The sequence below is a fragment of the Chitinophaga sp. Cy-1792 genome, from assembly GCF_011752935.1.
Classification (GTDB): domain Bacteria; phylum Bacteroidota; class Bacteroidia; order Chitinophagales; family Chitinophagaceae; genus Chitinophaga.
In genome coordinates this window covers 1,717,631-1,734,977 of the sequence record NZ_VWWO01000001.1, presented here as the reverse complement: position 1 = coordinate 1,734,977, position 17,347 = coordinate 1,717,631, and the positions used below count along the sequence as shown (strand labels likewise).

Annotated in this window: 14 protein-coding genes; 10 read left to right on the top strand and 4 right to left on the bottom strand. The window is 45.4% G+C overall.

Translation table 11 applies throughout. From position 1 onward, the window contains the following. Positions 1–101 precede the first annotated feature (101 nt). Positions 102–1,988, top strand: coding sequence for an OmpA family protein (locus tag F3J22_RS07125; protein WP_167015674.1), 1,887 nt, complete (start codon positions 102–104; stop codon positions 1,986–1,988). Positions 1,989–2,046: 58 nt separating this feature from the next. Here the strand turns inward: F3J22_RS07125 and F3J22_RS07120 are convergent, their stop codons facing one another. Then, positions 2,047–3,021, bottom strand: coding sequence for an AraC family transcriptional regulator (locus F3J22_RS07120; RefSeq protein ID WP_240155018.1), 975 nt, complete (start codon positions 3,019–3,021; stop codon positions 2,047–2,049). Positions 3,022–3,161: 140 nt separating this feature from the next. On the opposite strand from F3J22_RS07120, the gene F3J22_RS07115 reads away from it, so the two are divergent. After that, entirely contained in the window at positions 3,162–3,557 is a 396-nt protein-coding gene (locus tag F3J22_RS07115; RefSeq protein WP_167015672.1) for a nuclear transport factor 2 family protein, read from the top strand. Positions 3,558–3,663: 106 nt separating this feature from the next. Here F3J22_RS07115 and F3J22_RS07110 read toward each other — a convergent pair whose 3' ends face one another. Then, positions 3,664–4,470: a 5'-nucleotidase, lipoprotein e(P4) family gene (locus F3J22_RS07110; protein WP_167015670.1), complete on the bottom strand. Its 807-nt coding sequence runs from the start codon at positions 4,468–4,470 to the stop codon at positions 3,664–3,666. Positions 4,471–4,569: 99 nt separating this feature from the next. Between F3J22_RS07110 and dprA the strand changes: the two genes are divergently transcribed. After that, positions 4,570–5,676 (top strand): DNA-processing protein DprA, encoded by a 1,107-nt coding sequence (gene dprA / locus F3J22_RS07105; RefSeq protein WP_167015668.1) that lies wholly within the window; start codon positions 4,570–4,572, stop codon positions 5,674–5,676. 109 nt (positions 5,677–5,785) lie between these two features. After that, on the top strand, positions 5,786–7,258 hold the full coding sequence (guaB, locus tag F3J22_RS07100) for an IMP dehydrogenase (RefSeq protein ID WP_167015666.1): 1,473 nt from the start codon (positions 5,786–5,788) through the stop codon (positions 7,256–7,258). Between the two features lie 65 nt (positions 7,259–7,323). Here the strand turns inward: guaB and F3J22_RS07095 are convergent, their stop codons facing one another. Beyond that, positions 7,324–7,755, bottom strand: a complete 432-nt coding sequence (locus tag F3J22_RS07095) for a DUF6326 family protein (protein ID WP_167015664.1) — start codon at positions 7,753–7,755, stop codon at positions 7,324–7,326. 168 nt (positions 7,756–7,923) lie between these two features. On the opposite strand from F3J22_RS07095, the gene lnt reads away from it, so the two are divergent. The 6 genes from lnt (at position 7,924) to F3J22_RS07065 (ending at position 16,080) form a co-directional block, all read left to right on the top strand. After that, positions 7,924–9,534, top strand: a complete 1,611-nt coding sequence (gene lnt / locus F3J22_RS07090; RefSeq protein ID WP_167015662.1) for an apolipoprotein N-acyltransferase — start codon at positions 7,924–7,926, stop codon at positions 9,532–9,534. Then, on the top strand, positions 9,515–10,306 hold the full coding sequence (locus F3J22_RS07085; protein WP_167015660.1) for an alpha/beta fold hydrolase: 792 nt from the start codon (positions 9,515–9,517) through the stop codon (positions 10,304–10,306). The genes lnt and F3J22_RS07085 overlap by 20 nt, the downstream gene beginning before the upstream one ends. A 33-nt stretch (positions 10,307–10,339) precedes the next feature. Continuing rightward, positions 10,340–12,976 (top strand): PKD domain-containing protein, encoded by a 2,637-nt coding sequence (locus F3J22_RS30810; protein WP_167015658.1) that lies wholly within the window; start codon positions 10,340–10,342, stop codon positions 12,974–12,976. A gap of 62 nt (positions 12,977–13,038) precedes the next feature. Then, positions 13,039–14,961, top strand: coding sequence for a gliding motility-associated C-terminal domain-containing protein (locus F3J22_RS07075; RefSeq protein WP_167015656.1), 1,923 nt, complete (start codon positions 13,039–13,041; stop codon positions 14,959–14,961). Between the two features lie 57 nt (positions 14,962–15,018). Continuing rightward, complete coding sequence (locus tag F3J22_RS07070) at positions 15,019–15,774, top strand: SDR family NAD(P)-dependent oxidoreductase (RefSeq protein ID WP_167015654.1); 756 nt, start codon at positions 15,019–15,021, stop codon at positions 15,772–15,774. A 144-nt stretch (positions 15,775–15,918) separates the two neighbouring features. After that, positions 15,919–16,080, top strand: a complete 162-nt coding sequence (locus F3J22_RS07065) for a hypothetical protein (RefSeq protein ID WP_167015652.1) — start codon at positions 15,919–15,921, stop codon at positions 16,078–16,080. Positions 16,081–16,140: 60 nt separating this feature from the next. On the opposite strand, the gene F3J22_RS07060 is transcribed toward F3J22_RS07065, so the two are convergent. Further along, on the bottom strand, positions 16,141–17,343 hold the full coding sequence (locus F3J22_RS07060) for a sialidase family protein (RefSeq protein ID WP_167015650.1): 1,203 nt from the start codon (positions 17,341–17,343) through the stop codon (positions 16,141–16,143). Positions 17,344–17,347: the final 4 nt, after the last annotated feature.

Sequence of the window (17,347 nt, the reverse complement as noted above, 5' to 3'; positions counted from 1 at the left end):
ATACAATTTTTGAAAATGGCATCTTCGGATGCCATTTTTGTTTGTTACCGATAGCTTACAGCTACATACGTTTCCTTACCTTTAAGCGTTGTATTATTACTATGAAAAAAACTATCCTTCCATTACTGGCGATATGCTTCACCATGCAACTCCATGCACAGGTGGTTACGTCAGAAAATGCGCCCAAAAAGGCCAGGGCAAGCTTTGATAAAGCACAGGCTGCCATCAGCGTATACCATACCGCTGACGCCGTACCCTTCCTGAAAGAGGCCATCAACATCGCTCCCAATTACCTGGATGCCTACGGACAGCTGGGAATGTGCTATATAGAACTCAAAGATTATAAAGAAGCCGTGAATACTTTCAGCAAATTCAAACAGCTGGACAGTAGCAGCCTTCGGCAGATTATGGTGCCCTACAGCCGCGCACTGGCAGGTACCGGCGACTTCAACGGCGCCCTGCAAATGATCAATCAGTATATCGCCGGCGCCAAAGTGAGTAGCAGACTGGCAGAGAAACTCAAAGCCAACTACACATTTGCAGTCAACGATAAAAACAAAAATCATCCTTTCCAACCAAATAACCTGGGAGATAATATCAACAGTAAAGACCCGGAATATTTCCCTTCTCTTACCATAGACAGTAAAACACTGATCTATACACGAAGAGTAAATGGCAATAATGAAGATTTCTACATCAGCCAGCGGCAGAACAATACCTGGGGCCCTTCCCAGGACATGGGCGCACCTATCAATACCAGTTTCAACGAAGGCGCTCAACATATCTCACAGGACGGTACCATCCTGTTGTATACCGGTTGTGAATTCCCGGAAGGAAAAGGTAGTTGTGATCTCTATATCTCCAGAAAAACAAAAAACGGGTGGACAAAACCTGAAAACCTGGGCGCACCGGTAAATACACGGGATTGGGAATCGCAACCTTCCTTATCTGCCGATAACCAGACGCTCTACTTTGCCCGCGAAACGCCCACCAATGGCTCAGATATATTTGTAAGTCACCTCCTGCCAAACGGCAAATGGAGCAATCCTGAAAACCTGGGGCCCAATATCAACACCAAAGGAAGAGAAACTACTCCTTTTATCCATGCAGATGGACAAACGCTGTATTTCGCTTCTGAAGGCCTTCCCGGCTACGGCGGACTAGATATCTTCTATTCCAGGAAACAACCCGATGGCTCCTGGGGACCAGCCGTAAACCTGGGCTATCCCATCAATACCATTGATGAAGAGGGTTCATTAGTAGTAGATGCAGCCGGCACTACCGCCTACTTTGCCTCAGACAGGGCCGACGGTAAAGGTTCCCTGGATATCTACAGCTTTGAACTCTATCCTGAAGCAAGACCTTTGCAAACCCTTTATGTGAAAGGATTTGTTTATGATAGTACTACCCAGCAGCGGTTACCAGCCAGTGTTGATGTGATAGACCTCCAGGGAGGTACGCAGGTAGCCAGATTTGAAACAGATGAAAATGGTAATTTCCTGGCACCACTGCCTACCGGCAAAGACTATGCATTCCATGTCGGCAAAAAAGGTTATCTCTTCTACTCAGATAATTTCTCACTAAAAGAACATAATCCGGGACAACCATTCGAGAAAAATATACCGCTGCAGCCACTGGCCGCCAATGCCAGTATTGTATTGCACAATATATTTTTTGATACCAAACAGTATGTCCTGAAACCGGCTTCTATGCTCGAATTGGACAGACTGGTGCGATTACTGAATGATAACCCGACACTGAAAATCGAGATAGACGGACATACCGATAACATAGGTAGTGACAAGGATAATAAGGTGTTGTCAGAGAACCGCGCAAAAGCAGTTGTTGACTACCTGGTATCCAAAGGCATTCCGGCGGAAAGACTGAGCAGCAAAGGATTTGGCAAATCGCAGCCGGTCGCTTCCAATGATACGGAAGAAGGAAGAGCGGAGAACAGAAGAACAGTATTTAAAGTGGTTAGCTTATAGTGAAGAAGATATTATACTTTCAGAACGAGTCCTTCACAATTAGTGAGGGACTCGTTTTTTAATTGAAATTTTCGGGCGATACCCCAGTCCACTTTTTGAACGCTCTGCTGAAAGCACTGAGTTCATTATATCCCAGCATCCACGAAATATCTTTTAATGCAAAATTCCCGGCAGTAATATAATGCTCCGCCAGTGAACGTTTAACGTTGTCGGCTATACGCTGATAAGAATAACCTTCTTCTTTTAATTGTCGTTGTAATGTTCTGGGGCTCATGTTAAAATTGGCCGCAATATCGTTCAGCGGCGCCACTCCCAGATAAGCGTTGGCAAGCAGGTAATGCTGAATACGGGTAGCCAGCTGTTGATTGTTTTTATTGATGATGGTGAGATGGGAGGTTTGTTTTAGCAGCATTTCCTGCAACTCATAATTGGCAGTAAGGATAGGTTCTTCCCAATATTGTTGAGAGAAGGTGAGGCTATATTCACCAGTTGATTTGCCAACACGACACCGAAACACCCGTTCATATTCAGCCGGGTTTTCAGTTTTGTAGGGCAGCACTACTGCTTTAGGTGTAATTTTGGTGAGTAGCAGTCCGTCCAGTTCATGAATGACTACCACCAGCAATACTTCCATTAATGGGTTCACACCTGTGTTTTTTGTAGGGAGCAGCCGGACTTTAAAAGTGCCTTTTCCCGGCACAATTTCCATCCTGCACTGGTCGGTGATGAGATGTACCAATGCCGCCGAATGGGTAAGTGCTTCTCCAACATTAGCACTGGTTTCAATAATGTTACCAACAATTCCCAGTGCAGTGGTGCGCAATGATTCGCCAAAATGTAATCCAAAAAGCGGGTCGCCGCACAGGTGCGCAGCGTTGCTCCATAGGTTATGCAGCTGTGCAGCTGTAGCAGCCGGAGCATCCTTCTTCTTTAATAGTTTCATATCTATATACGACTGCTTACACAACTGTGCAGTATCTATATTTCGAAGCGCCGCGTATGCGAGGATTAGCTGGACCAGATTCTTCATCATCTAAATATAAAAAGAGATTTTGGGCAAAACATAAACTTGTCGCAAAATGGTAAATGATTGTCGTCTTATGGTAAGTACATAGGGGTTATTGAAATGTAGTTTTGCTATATCAAATTTAACAACACAAAAAATAACAAAACATGAAAAACACTTCATTAGCCGTAGTTACCAACTTTCTTGCTGCCGTACAAAAACTTGATTTCGATACTGTTGCTGGCCTGTTACATCCAAATGTAAAATGGGAACAGCCAGGCAATAACAGGTTTTCGGGCATTAAAAATTCAGTGGAGGATGTCCTGGCAATGGCCAGTGGTATGTTCGCCATTTCTGAACAAACATTTGCACTCGATGCAGTACATTCTTATGCCGTAAATGGGGATGATGTAGCTGCAACCCTTACCTGGAAAGCGAATCGGGAGGGTCAGCAGCTGAATGTGCAAAATATAGATGTATATACAGTAGCAGAAGGAAAAATTACAGCTGTAAAAATCTTCACGGCAGACGAGCAGCAGGAAAACAATTTCTGGGGCAACTAATCTGCTTACTTTCAACCTTTAACAAAAAAGAGCTGCCATGAGTGGGGATAAAAAAGCCTACGGAAAATTAATTCTCCGTAGGCTTCCTTTTATCTTGAAAAGAATACTAGTAATTTTTCAACACAGACTGCATAATAGAGTCTTTCTGGTGATCTGTCAGTTTATACTGGAAATTATAGATGGCACCTTCCCAGTCGCCATACATTGGATTTGGCAGTACAATAAACCTGGAACCAAATTCAGCACTTGATTTCAGGGCAGCAGCATTGCGCTCTTCATAAGGCTTCTTATCAAAAATATTGGAGAAGTCGCTCAGGTTATCACCAAACAACATCACAATATCATATTGCTGTAACACTTGCTGACGGCGGGCTTCCTTGCCGGAAGTTGTTGTTTTCAGCATCAGGTGCTGATCGTCTGCAAATGGAAAATTATAACGCTGCAGGTTCTTCAGGGTAGCAGCACGTTCAGACTCCGCACGGTTGGTGATATAAAACACCTGCACACCTTTGGAGGCAGCGTATTTAAAGAAGTTCGGTGCACCGGGAACAGTATCTGCGGCGGCTTTGGCGGTCCACTCTGCCCAGCTTTTCTCATCATATCCACGGTCGTTCAGTGCCTGATGAACAGAATAAGGACTGTTATCCAGTACAGTTTCGTCGATATCTGTTACTACTGCCAGGGGCTTCGCACCGCCCTTAGCCAGGTATTGATCGAGTCTTAATGCCGCCAGCTGATAAGCCTGCAGACACAGCGCCTTGTATTCTCCGGATTGCTGTTGCCAGAGTGCTGCCCAGGCAGCACCATGCGGGATCAGTTTGGTGCTCTGTACAGCAGGAGGAGTTACAACAGGCTGAACAGACTTACATGCCGCCATACCGGCCAGCAGTAAAACACCCAAAATCCTTTTCATCATCATAATATATCTGTTTAATGCTGCAAAAATAAATCACCCGGAGAACAAATAATTACCGTTGATAAATTGTAATTTAATAAGATAATATTGTTTGTTATGCCCGATGAATTAATGTACAGGATTGCATTAACCCAGGTACCTATGCTGGGCGATGTAAGCATCCGTAAGCTCCTGGAGCATTTCGACAGTGCCGCGGCCATCTTCCGGGCACGCTCCTGGCAGCTGGAGAAAACAGCACATATTGGCAGCATCAAAGCCAATGCTATCCGCAAATTCAGCGATTTTACCTCCATAGAAAAAGAAATCTCCTTTCTCAGTGATTACGATATACAGCCGTTGTGGATTCAGGACAGCAGCTATCCCGGCAGGCTAAAACACTGCTACGATGCACCGGCAATGCTGTATTACAAAGGCAAGGCAGACTTAAACGGCCACCGGATGGTGAATGTAATAGGCACGCGGCAGCCATCCCCTTATGGGGTACAGGTTTGCGGGCAGATAGTCAATGATTTATGTGCGGCAGGTGTGATAATCGTCAGCGGGCTGGCTTACGGCATTGATATCATTGCCCATAGGGCAGCATTGGCAGCAGAACAGCCCACCGTCGGGGTTTTGGCACATGGGCTGGACAGAATTTATCCTTCCGTGCACCAGGATACGGCCAGGGAAATGGCCCTCAAGGGCGGCTTACTGACCGATTACAGGTGCGGTACCCTGCCCGACAGGCAGAATTTCCCCCGTAGAAACCGGATAGTGGCTGGCTTATGCGACGCCACCATCGTGATTGAAAGCGGCATAAAAGGAGGTTCCCTTATCACTGCCGAACTGGCTAATGGCTATAACCGCGATGTATTCTGCGTGCCTGGCCGTATTAATGAATGGCACGCGGCAGGATGTAACAGTCTCATCCAGCAGAACAAGGCCATGCTCGCTACTGCTGCAAGCGATATTTTAGATACCATGGGCTGGAATAAGCCCGTAAATAAAGGCATCCGTTCCTTACAGCCTTCATTATTCACGAGTTTGTCAGCCGAAGAACAGCAAATCATGGCCTTATTTGAGGGCAAATCGAGACTGCACCTGGAGGAATTATATATTCACAGCAAACTTAGCGGTAGCCAGGTGGCAACAGCCGTATTTAACCTGGAAATGCAATGCCTGATTAAATGTCTGCCAGGTCAACTATATGAACCTGTCAGCTAATAGTCATGATATGGGTTATTCACACATCATTAACGTTGAAATTTTATTTATTGCGTAAATAGGCGTAGATTTGCGTGCAATTATTTTTTAACTGACAAATAGTTGCATCATGCCTGCGGGAAAATCGAAACCCAAATTTGTAGCTGACGGACTGACATTTGATGATGTACTCCTCGTTCCGGCTTACTCAGACACTCATCCGAAAGATGTAAATATCTCTACGCAATTAACAAAAACCATACGGCTCAATTTACCAATGGTATCTGCCGCTATGGATACTGTTACTGAAGCCAATCTGGCTATCGCCCTGGCGAGAGAGGGTGGAATTGGTATTCTCCACAAAAACATGAGTATTGAAAGACAAGCTGAAATGGTGCGTCGTGTTAAGCGTAGCGAAAGCGGTCTGATTATGGACCCTGTTACCTTAAAAGCGGATGCCACCATCGGTGAAGCTTTAAGACTCATGAAAGAAAACGGCATCGGTGGTATTCCAATCGTAGACGACTCCAATAAACTCGTAGGTATCTTAACCAACAGAGACCTGCGTTTCGAAAAGAATAAAAAGCGTCTGGTACAAGAAGTGATGACCAGCGAAAAGCTGATCACTGCTCCTGAAGGTACAGACCTGAAAAAAGCAGAGAAAATTCTCCAGCAATACAAAATTGAAAAGCTGCCTGTAGTCAACAAACAGGGCAGACTGGTGGGCCTGATCACTTACCGTGATATCCTCCAGCTGACCAGCTACCCTAATGCAGTAAAAGACGAATTCGGTCGCTTGCTGGTAGGTGCTGCACTGGGTATCACCCCGGATGTACTTGACCGCGCACAGGCACTGATCAATGTAGGTGTGGACGTTGTTTGTCTGGATAGCTCACATGGTCACTCCATTGCAGTTATCAACACCCTGAAAAAACTGAAAAAGACTTTCCCTAAATTACAGGTAATCGCAGGTAACGTTGCTACTGCAGAAGGTGCACTGGCACTCGCTGCTGCTGGCGCTGATGCGGTGAAAGTAGGTGTGGGCCCTGGCTCTATCTGTACTACCCGTATCGTAACCGGTGCAGGTTTCCCTCAGCTGTCTGCCGTAATGGATGCTGCTGAAGCACTGAAAAAACAAGGTATCCCGGTAATCGCCGATGGTGGTATCCGTTATACCGGTGATATGGTGAAGGCTATTGCTGCAGGTGCTTCCTGTATCATGGCTGGTTCCATCTTCGCAGGTGTGGAAGAAAGCCCTGGAGAAACCATCATCTACGAAGGACGTAAATTCAAATCCTACCGTGGTATGGGTTCTATCGAAGCTATGCAGGAAGGTAGTAAAGACCGTTACTTCCAGGATGAAGATGATATCAAGAAACTGGTACCGGAAGGTATCGTAGGCCGCGTACCTTACAAAGGTTATCTGTCTGAAGTTATACAGCAATTCATAGGCGGTCTGCGTGCCGGTATGGGTCTGACTGGTTCTAAAGACGTGAAATCATTACAGTCTGCACAGTTCGTAAAAATCACTGCTGCTACTGTAAAAGAAAACCACCCGCATGATGTGGTAATCACTAAAGAAGCGCCTAACTATAGCAGGTAATTCCTGTTATCAGTTAAAAGATAAATACAGTTGCCCGTCTCTACTGAGTAGAGACGGGCTTTTTATTAATGCTTAGGCCATCTGGCAGCAGTAATAACAATGGTTATCGTGAGCAAAATCTCCACTACACCCAATATAGTATAGAACACCCACCATGGATCCAGGGAAGATAGTACCGTTAATATCATGATAGCCGTGTAAACCACACCCATTATAATATTCAGCCATTTGTTAACAGTAGCTTTGAGCAGCAGGGAAAGTAATACCATCAAAGCAGGGAGTAGCACCACTGCCGTAAACATTACCAGTTTACCCGGTGTAGTTGGGCCCACGCCGGATTCACCTGCCAGGAGTCCTTTCAGGCGGGAGGGCACAAACAGGGAGAAAACGTCGCCATAGATGTAGCAAAACATCACTACCGCCCACATGGCAGAGAGTTTCAGTTTAATATTGACTTTCAGGTCATGCAGTGTACCGGGCGTATTATTAGGTTCCATAAGGTTTTTAATTTTCTGTTATGAATCAAGGACGCCTGAGCGCATAAAAAGTTACAACATTTGACATTAAGTATTTTTATATAGTCAGATAGATGATTGCCGCGGATCCCCCCTTTTTGTTTTACGGTAAGACGCGCTTATCTTCGTTGCCGTCTATTTTGATATACAATGAAGCTCCGCAGCATACTAATCAGCATTATCACCGGGATTATTTTATGGCTTTCATGGCCTACTATGCCATTTACGCCACTGATATTCATCGCTTTTACCCCTTTGCTTTATTTAACAGAAAAAGTTAAACACAGAGCTGCCTATTTCAGACTTGTTTTCCTGGCCTTCCTCATATGGAATGTGGGCAGTACCTGGTGGGTGGGTAATACGCCGGTTCCTGCCAGTGGTATGTTTGCCAATAGCTTCAATGCATTTCTGATGACCATCCCTTTTATGGGATATAAAAGCAGCCGCAAAAGGCTACCCGAAATCGGTACTTACTTTGCGCTGATCGTTTTCTGGCTGACTTTCGAATACATCCATCAAACCTGGGAACTTAGCTGGCCATGGCTGGTGTTAGGCAATGCCTTCGCCCTGCATCCCGGATGGATACAGTGGTACGAGTTTACCGGCGCCAGCGGCGGCACACTCTGGGTACTGCTATCCAACATACTTGTTTACAGCGCCTGGAAACGGGCACGCGTATACGATTATTCCTGGAAGGAAATCATTACTAAGCTCAGCTGGAAACCATTGCTGATGATCATCTTCCCGGTTATCATCTCCCAATTTATAAAACCAGTACCTGATAATCCGGCAGAAAAAGTAGGGGTAGTCATTGTACAGCCTAACATAGACCCCTATGATGAAAAATTTGCCGGCGGCAACAGCATGCAGCAGGTGGAAAAATTACTTCGGCTCACCGCACAGAAAACGGATAGCAATACCCGTTATATTGTATGGCCTGAAACCGCACTGTTTCCAATGGGCGCCGATGAACGTGAACTCAATTTCACACCGGAAATAATCGCTATCAGAGAGTTTCTCCGCAAATTCCCTCAAGCGAAAATCATCAGCGGCGCTGTCACCACCAAAAGATATTCCAGCACAGACGAAATCCCGGAAATCGCCAGGACCACCAGCGATGGTATCCGTTGGGATGTGTTTAACAGTGCGATACAGATAGATACTTCCACCGCCATTCAGGTATATCATAAATATGAGCTGGTACCTGGTGTGGAACTGATCCCATATGTAAAATATATGGCTTTTATGAAGAGCGTTGCGCTGGATATGGGCGGTATATCAGGAAGTTATGGCCGTACACCTGGTGTGGAGTTACTGACCAACCCGGCGGCTAATATCAATGTATTCCCTACGATCTGCTACGAATCTGTGTTTAGTAATTATGTAGCCAGTCACTGCAGAGATAATGCAAACTTATTGGTTATCATTACTAATGACGGCTGGTGGGGTAATACGGAAGGACATCGCCAGCATATGCAATATGCAAGGATACGCGCCATCGAAACCAGGAGGTGGATCGCACGAAGTGCCAATACCGGTATCTCTGCCTTCGTAGACCCTGCAGGAAATATCTATCAGCCGCAACCCTATTGGGAAGAAGCAGTTATTAAAGGAGATGTAACATCCAGACATGATATTACGTTCTATGTAAAAAATGGGGATCTGATTTCGCGGGGAGCAATAATATTTTGTATCTTGTTACTGGTACATGCTATTTTTTCACGATTTATTCCAGGGGCCAATGTGGAAAACAATCAATAACGGAAATGGCAACTACCAGGACGTAGGACAAGGCCCGACAGTAGTTTTAATCCACGGTTTTTCAGAAGACAGTAGTGTTTGGAACCCACAACGGGACTCGCTCAGCGCGAATTTTCGCCTCTTAATACCGGATCTGCCAGGAACAGGTAAATCCACACTTACAGAGGGGCTTACCATTGCTGCCATGGCAGATTACGTATATTCGATACTGTTAGCAGAAAATATAAAAGAAGCGGTAGTTATCGGTCATTCGATGGGAGGCTATGTAGCAATGGCATTGCTGCAACAGCACCCTGAAGTGATGAAAGGACTGGGGCTTTTTCATTCTACAGCTGCGGCTGACGCTGAGGAAAAGAAAGAGACGCGAAAGAAGTCTGTTGCCTTTATCGGGCAATATGGCGGTGAGTTATTTACCAGGCAAACAATCCCTAATCTGTTTAGCCCGGCAACAAAAAATCGTCAACCAAAACTGGTGGAAGATTGCATCACTATGTGTGCAAAGTGTCCAGCCGAATCAATGATTGCATACACCAATGCAATGATGAACAGACCCGATCTTACCGGATTATTGTCTTCAGTTACAACTCCCGTGCTGTTTGTGATTGGGAAAGATGATAACGCGGTATCTCCTGCCAATGTAATACAGCAGGTGATGCTCCCTAAAACCTCCAGCGTTTATATCTTTGAAGATGTTGGCCATATGGGCATGTGGGAAAAAATTGAGGCCAGTAATTTGTTACTGAACCAATTTGTTTCATTCTGCCAGCTTTAACCCACTTTAAAGCCGGACAAACATTTTCTTGTTGTGAAAAAACTCCTGTTCATCCTCATATGTGTGATGTGCAGCACGGTTGCCGTGCATGCAAAGCATATAATAGGAGGACAAGTCTATTACAAATTCCTGCAAAAAGAAGCGAATGGCGATTACACCTATCATGTAACCATGCGGTTATACCGTGTTTGTGATCATGGAAGTAATATCGCGGAAATGCCCCGCACCGTTTACCTGATGGTTTTTAATAAAGACAATAATCAGGCCTTCAGAAAGATCCAGGTAGATAGCAGCCATTTTCAGGAGAAAAACCTGACACAGTTTGATCCATGTATTGTGAACCCTCCACCGGTATGCTTTCAGGTAGCATCCTTCGAAACAGATGTTACTGTACCTGTAAACAATAACGGCTATACCGTTGCCTTTCAGAGCTGCTGTCGTGATAATTTCATGGTAAATATTATATCTGACCCCATTGCAGGGTCACCCAACAACTATGGTACAGGCGCCACTTATTTTACGGAGCTGCCAGGCACCAACAACGGCAAACTTGGTAATTCCAGTCCTGTTTTCAATAAAGAAGAAGCAACACTGGTTTGTGCAGATAAAAAATTCACCTACGATTTCTCCGCCACAGATCCTGATAAAGATGAGCTCCATTATTCTTTCTGCGATGCCTACAAGGGTGGATCTACCACAGATGGCCGCGTTGGAATCCCTGCCCCCGCGGTAGCACCACCATATGATTTTGTGCAATACGTTTCTCCCTATTCCGGCTCATCGCCACTAGGGCCTAATGTAACGATCGATCCCAATACAGGAATTATCTCCGGCATTGCACCCAATCCAGGCAAATATGTAGTGACCGTTTGCGTAAATGAATACCGGAGCGGTGTGCTCATAGGTACGCTGAGAAAGGATTTTCATATTAATGTAACTACCTGCATGAAACAGGTGGTTGCTGCAATGCCAGATAAATACTCCGACTGTAAAGGCTATACGATTACCTTCCTCAATTACAGCACACTGGGAAAAACATATACCTGGGATTTTGGCGACGGTACCCCGCTCTATGTCACTAACAGCACCGACCCTTATCCGCATACCTACACCAAACAGGGACTATACAAGGCTAAACTCTGGGTAGATAAAGCAAGCAGCTGTGGCGACAGTGCCACCACAGATGTATACGTTTTTCCGAAATTAATAACCGACTTCAGTTACGACGGCAGCTGTGCACAACGACCTGTTACATTTACAGATAAAAGTACCACTGATGTAGGGATATTCGCCTATTACAAATGGGATTTCGGTACCGGCGTGCCCGGGGACACCTCCAATAAAGCCAATCCGACCTTCCAGTATAAAGCACCTGGCACCTACCAGGTAATTATGTACAATCGTACAACGAATGGCTGTGAGCAATATGATACAGCCAGCATCACCTTATATGACAAACCACCGGTTTTTGCCACCGCCGATACCTTGTACTGTGCAAAAGACCGGCTCCAGTTATGGGCTACAAGCCCTTCCCGGGGGACTTTCTCCTGGAAACCGGATGATTATAATATTATAAATCCAAATACACCCACTCCAACTATCTTTCCGCCAAAGGACACCACCTATACCGTTACCTTCACCGACGACCAGCAGTGTACCAATACAAAGTCTGTTTTTATTGATAGAAGAGATACCCTGATGGTAACCACCATGGTGGACAGTACGGTCTGCACAGGTGATGAAATAACCTTATATGGTATTACAGATGGTGCTTACCAGTATACCTGGCAGGACCTCGGCAATAATACAGTAATTGGAAAAGGCTTATCCATTTCCGTAACACCACCTCCTCCAACGCATAAATATGAACTGCTGGCGGAATTAGGAACCTGTTCTACAAAGGATACTGTCACGTTTAAAGTGGTAGATCCGCCCAAGGCCACGGCTGTACCGGATACGAGCATCTGCAGCGGCTCAAGGGTTTTACTGAGGGCTGGTGGTGGCGCCTACTACCGATGGACGCCGAGCTTTTATATTGATAGTCCGAAAGCGGCCATCACATGGGCCAAACCTACAGATACCACCCTGTTTACAGTAAAGGTAACGGATACACTGGGATGCCCTAAGGCCACGACGGCAACGGCAAAAGTAGATGTAGTGCCACCGGTAAAGGCTTTCGCAGGAAATGATACCATCGTTATCCTGGGACAGCCATTCCAGTTACATGCCACCGGTGGTATAAGATATACCTGGACACCTTCCACCGGTTTGAATAATCTCAACATTCCTGACCCCACTACCACCAATAATAAAGACATACGATATACCGTAACAGCCTATACGCAGGAAGGCTGCAGTGGCACTGATGATATTCTCGTAAGATTCATCGCAGGGCCGGATATTTATATACCTAATGCTTTCTCTCCCAACGGCGACGGATTAAATGATATTTTCAGACCGCTGCCTGTTGGCATTGTCAAAATGAACTATTTCCGTGTATACGACAGGTGGGGTAAGCTAATGTATTCATCTACAGCATATTTGAAAGGCTGGGATGGGACAGTAAACGGTGCCCCTGCTGCGGTCGGAACATACGTCTGGATCGTGGAAGGTCTCGACATTAATCAAAATACCATCAGCGAGAAAGGAACGGTGACGCTAGTACGATAATGACATTCAAATGAACCGGAACTGCCTGTTTTTTGTTAAATTAATAGAGCAGTACCCCCCATATGAAGAGAGTCATTTTTTTGGTACTTAGCTGCTGTTTGTTATACCTCGATGCAGCTGCTTACCACATCATTGGTGGCGAAATATATTACAGGACGATAGGAATGAGTGCAGATAACCTCCGCTACCGTTATCAGATTACACTCAAACTTTACCGCGACGCTGATTTCACCTGCGGCGACCGCCAGGGCTGTATAGACCAGTTTGAGAACCCATCGGTGGCAAACGTTTATTCAGCCAATGGCACACGTGTACTCAGCTCTATCTATCTCTATATTACATCTGTCAAACCACTGATAGATACATTAAAAAATCCTTGCCTGGCCCCGCAGGCACAACACCTGGAAGTCGCTTTCTACCAGGCTACCATTGAACTTCCTCCTGTCGCCGGCGGATATTATGTTTCTTCACAACGCTGTTGTCGTGGAGAAAAACTCGCCAATATCCTCGACTCCGAACATGAAGGATCTACCTACTTTACCGTTATCCCTGGTACAGAAACCAGACCCAATAACAATAGCGCCTACTTTAATAAAGATACCGCCATCGTTATCTGTAACGCGATGCCGTTTAAAGTGAGTTACGCAGCTTATGATGAAGATGGGGATAGTCTGACCTACAGCCTCTGTAACGCACTGACAGATGGTTCCGGCACCAGCGAAAGAAACGAAAACACGCCACCACCATATAATAGTACCGTACACTATATTGCGCCATACAATGGAAGTAATCCGATGGGTGGCAACCCGGCCATGTCCATCGATAACCAGGGAATGATTACCTGTACCCCAGACAGGCCCGGTAAATACGTTGTTACGGTATGTGTGAGTGAGTACGACAGGGTAACGAAAAAATTCCTGGGTACCCATAGCAAGGATATCCTGATGACCATATTTGACTGCACCACCAAAATAGTCGCCAGTATTCCATCTTCCCTGAAAAACTGCTCAGAAGATCCTGGCTTTACGATACCTATGTCCAACGCCAGTAACGCCGGATTTACTGCTTCTTACTACTGGACATTCGGCGATGGTACTGATACACTTACTTACAGCAAAACTGTTTTTAACCATACCTATCCTGATACCGGTGTTTATAAAGTGAAGCTGGTCGTTAATCCTACGCTTGCGTGTTCAGACAGCACAACCGCAGAAGTCAGGAATTACCCGGGCCTGAGGATGGATTTTACCAGTACCGGCTTCTGTAAGGGAGATCAGATAAAATTTGAAGACCTTTCTACCTACGAATATGGCGAAATCACCAGCCGTAAATGGACCATCGACACTACCAAACTGCTGCCGCAAAGCGGCCCTAATACAACATACGTATTCCCGGTAGCTTCTACTTATGTGGTAACGCTGGACCTGGCCACATCTACAGGATGTGAAGGCTCTGTTTCAAAGCAGATAAGGATATATGCTGTGACACCCTTTGCCGGCAACGACACCATCCTGATTAAAGGGAAACCTTTTACCATGCAGGGAAGTGGTGGCGATTTCTATAAATGGTCGCCGGCAATTGGACTCAGCGACCCCAATGTAGCCAATCCTATATTGAGCTCCTATGCTGATACCACCTACTATCTGCAGGTCTCCAATGCACAGGGCTGCGTTGGCTACGATTCTGTCAGTGTGAAATTTATGGCAGGTCCCGATATATATGTACCCAATGCCTTCTCCCCTAACGGCGATGGCGTAAATGACCGGTTCAGGTTTATTCCCGTGGGCATGGTCACTTATAAGTACTTCAGGATTTACAACCGCTGGGGACAGGAACTCTACGCCAGCACAGACTTCAAAACCGGCTGGGATGGTAATGTAGGCGGACAACCTGCACCTGTGGATACCTACATCTGGATACTGGATGCGACAGACGTTGACGGGAAAAATATTCAGCAGAAAGGCACCGTCACACTCATCCGGTGAGGCTGTATATTTTGCATTACTTTTGTATCCTCAAGCTTATCTTAAAATTTATTGCTCATGGGTATTGTACTTGTTACAGGCGCTACAGCCGGGTTTGGTAAGGCCTGTGCTATCACGTTCGCATCAAAAGGTTATGATGTTATCATCACTGGTCGCAGAAAAGAAAGACTGGAAGAATTACAAACACAGCTTGCACAGGAATATGGCACCAACGTACTGCCACTTCAATTTGATGTAAGAGACGAAAAACAGGTGTTTGAGGTGCTGGGAAATATCCCGGAAGAATGGAAAGCAATAGATATACTTATCAACAATGCAGGCCTGGCTGCAGGTTTAAGCACCATCGACGAAGGCAGTGTGGATGACTGGAACAATATGATTGATACCAACGTCAAAGGGCTCCTGTATGTTTCCAGGGTGGTAATACCATGGATGCGTTCCCGTACCAAAGGACATATCATCAACATCGGCTCTACTGCCGCCAAACATGTATATGCCAAAGGCAACGTTTACTGTGCTACCAAAGCTGCTGTAGATGCTATTTCACAAGGTATGCGTATCGATCTGCTGCCTTACCGTATCAAAGTTACCGCTATTCACCCGGGTGCCGCAGAAACAGAATTCTCCCTGGTACGCTTCAAAGGTGATGAAGATAAAGCCAAAGCCGTGTATGATGGTTTCATCCCGTTAAGTGCCCAGGACGTAGCAGATGTTGTCTACTACTGCTCCTCCCTGCCAGCGCATGTTTGTATCAACGACCTCGTACTGACGCCGCTTCAACAGGCAAATGCTTATTACATAGACAAAAATTAACACATAAGTGTCATACAACGATTAAATATGAAATTCTATATTTGAAAATACTTATATCTTCTGCGGTGTTATTTGTTGTAGAAAATGTAAGTTACCCGTGCCTAAACTTGACTATCCGTTAATTATTGTGAAAACCATATCCCTATGCTTACATTTCTAACTATGTATTTGCTGCGCCTATACTATCCAAGGTGGAAAGATCAATGGCGCTTCTACTTCGGTAATTCCCAGAAAGGCAACTATGGCCGATGGGTAACCAGGAAGGACTGGGCTGGACAAAAGGGTTTTTCCTTTGGCTACAGCTGAGTATTTGTTGTACACTCAAAGTATTAAAAAGGTCCCGGCTAAGTCGGGACCTTTTATTTTTTATAATACCTTATACATCACCACACTATGCGCGCCAAGCCGCTGTTTATAAGCTACCAGCACTTCTTTGTTAAGGGTTCCTAACACCGGAAAGTTAGCATAACTACTATCTGATGTAATCCGGCTGTCTGCTATCGTTTTCCCTTCGGGAGATTTTCTCACATAGCCTATCCTGCTGTTATAATCGTCTCCTACTTTTACCGGTTCATCCCATACAATATGAATATCTCCATCTGCCGCGCTAATCAGCTGCGGGTGTTTGGCCATTGCCACATTGCTTAACGACTCCTTCTGCGTATAGGTCTTACCGTTATCTGTGGAATGACAATAAAATACACCTTTGCCATGCCCCATGGTAAACCAGGCAAAATGCAGACCGCTTGCATTGGCTGCCAGTGTCGGGCCCGTATGCGGACACCCGTTCACCACCCAGTTATCTGCGCTGATACGTACCGGTTCAGAAAAGGTTTTCCCTCCATCAGCAGAAACCTGGTGCACCATATCACGGATAGAATCATTGATAATATCTCTATAAACAATATGAATATTACTAGTAGACTTATCGACATACAATTTCGTCCGGCAACACTGGCAAACTGTTTCCACCACCGGCTTTGCATCCTGAAAACCCTCCTTCCCATGCGTAGTGGAAAAATACAACGTAGATCCCTCTGCGTTAGTGTTCTTCCTGTTGTCCAGCCAGATGGCAGCAGCTTCTCCATTGGGCAATAAAGCCATGTCAAAATATCGCTGATCATAACCTGCTGTATCTGTAACCAGCGCCACCGGCGCCTCCCAGCTTTTTCCACCGTCAAAAGACTGTGTATACAATACTTTACCGGCATACTTATTCCTGGCATCATGCTGCTCTACACCAAATAATGCAATGATTGTTCCATCAGGTTTGAACAACAGCTTAGGCAGATTTTCATCATGCGGAAAAACACCTGCTGTTGAAGGAATAACTACCGGATCAGAAAACGTATATTCATTTCCGTTAGAAACGGCATAAAACATTTTTCCATTATCTCCGGTACTGTCTTTCTCTACCCAGCTGATCACTGTATTTCCTTTGCTATCATTCGTAACATAAGGGCAGGAGGCATCTACACCAGCGTGCGACAATACCCTGCTTTCTTCTTTACGCTGATTGCCACAAGCGATCATCAGCACCACCAGACCTGATAAATACCATTTTTTCATCTCA

What these genes read in the sequence shown, in the direction of transcription:
- F3J22_RS07085 (WP_167015660.1), top strand. Translation starts at nt 9,515, where the DNA reads ATGTGGAAAACAATCAATAACGGAAATGGCAACTACCAGGACGTAGGA.
- F3J22_RS07125 (WP_167015674.1), top strand. Translation starts at nt 102, where the DNA reads ATGAAAAAAACTATCCTTCCATTACTGGCGATATGCTTCACCATGCAA.
- F3J22_RS07120 (WP_240155018.1), bottom strand. Translation starts at nt 3,021, where the DNA reads ATGATGAAGAATCTGGTCCAGCTAATCCTCGCATACGCGGCGCTTCGA.
- F3J22_RS07070 (WP_167015654.1), top strand. Translation starts at nt 15,019, where the DNA reads ATGGGTATTGTACTTGTTACAGGCGCTACAGCCGGGTTTGGTAAGGCC.
- F3J22_RS07065 (WP_167015652.1), top strand. Translation starts at nt 15,919, where the DNA reads ATGCTTACATTTCTAACTATGTATTTGCTGCGCCTATACTATCCAAGG.
- guaB (WP_167015666.1), top strand. Translation starts at nt 5,786, where the DNA reads ATGCCTGCGGGAAAATCGAAACCCAAATTTGTAGCTGACGGACTGACA.
- lnt (WP_167015662.1), top strand. Translation starts at nt 7,924, where the DNA reads ATGAAGCTCCGCAGCATACTAATCAGCATTATCACCGGGATTATTTTA.
- F3J22_RS07060 (WP_167015650.1), bottom strand. Translation starts at nt 17,343, where the DNA reads ATGAAAAAATGGTATTTATCAGGTCTGGTGGTGCTGATGATCGCTTGT.
- dprA (WP_167015668.1), top strand. Translation starts at nt 4,570, where the DNA reads ATGCCCGATGAATTAATGTACAGGATTGCATTAACCCAGGTACCTATG.
- F3J22_RS07110 (WP_167015670.1), bottom strand. Translation starts at nt 4,470, where the DNA reads ATGAAAAGGATTTTGGGTGTTTTACTGCTGGCCGGTATGGCGGCATGT.
- F3J22_RS07095 (WP_167015664.1), bottom strand. Translation starts at nt 7,755, where the DNA reads ATGGAACCTAATAATACGCCCGGTACACTGCATGACCTGAAAGTCAAT.
- F3J22_RS07115 (WP_167015672.1), top strand. Translation starts at nt 3,162, where the DNA reads ATGAAAAACACTTCATTAGCCGTAGTTACCAACTTTCTTGCTGCCGTA.
- F3J22_RS07075 (WP_167015656.1), top strand. Translation starts at nt 13,039, where the DNA reads ATGAAGAGAGTCATTTTTTTGGTACTTAGCTGCTGTTTGTTATACCTC.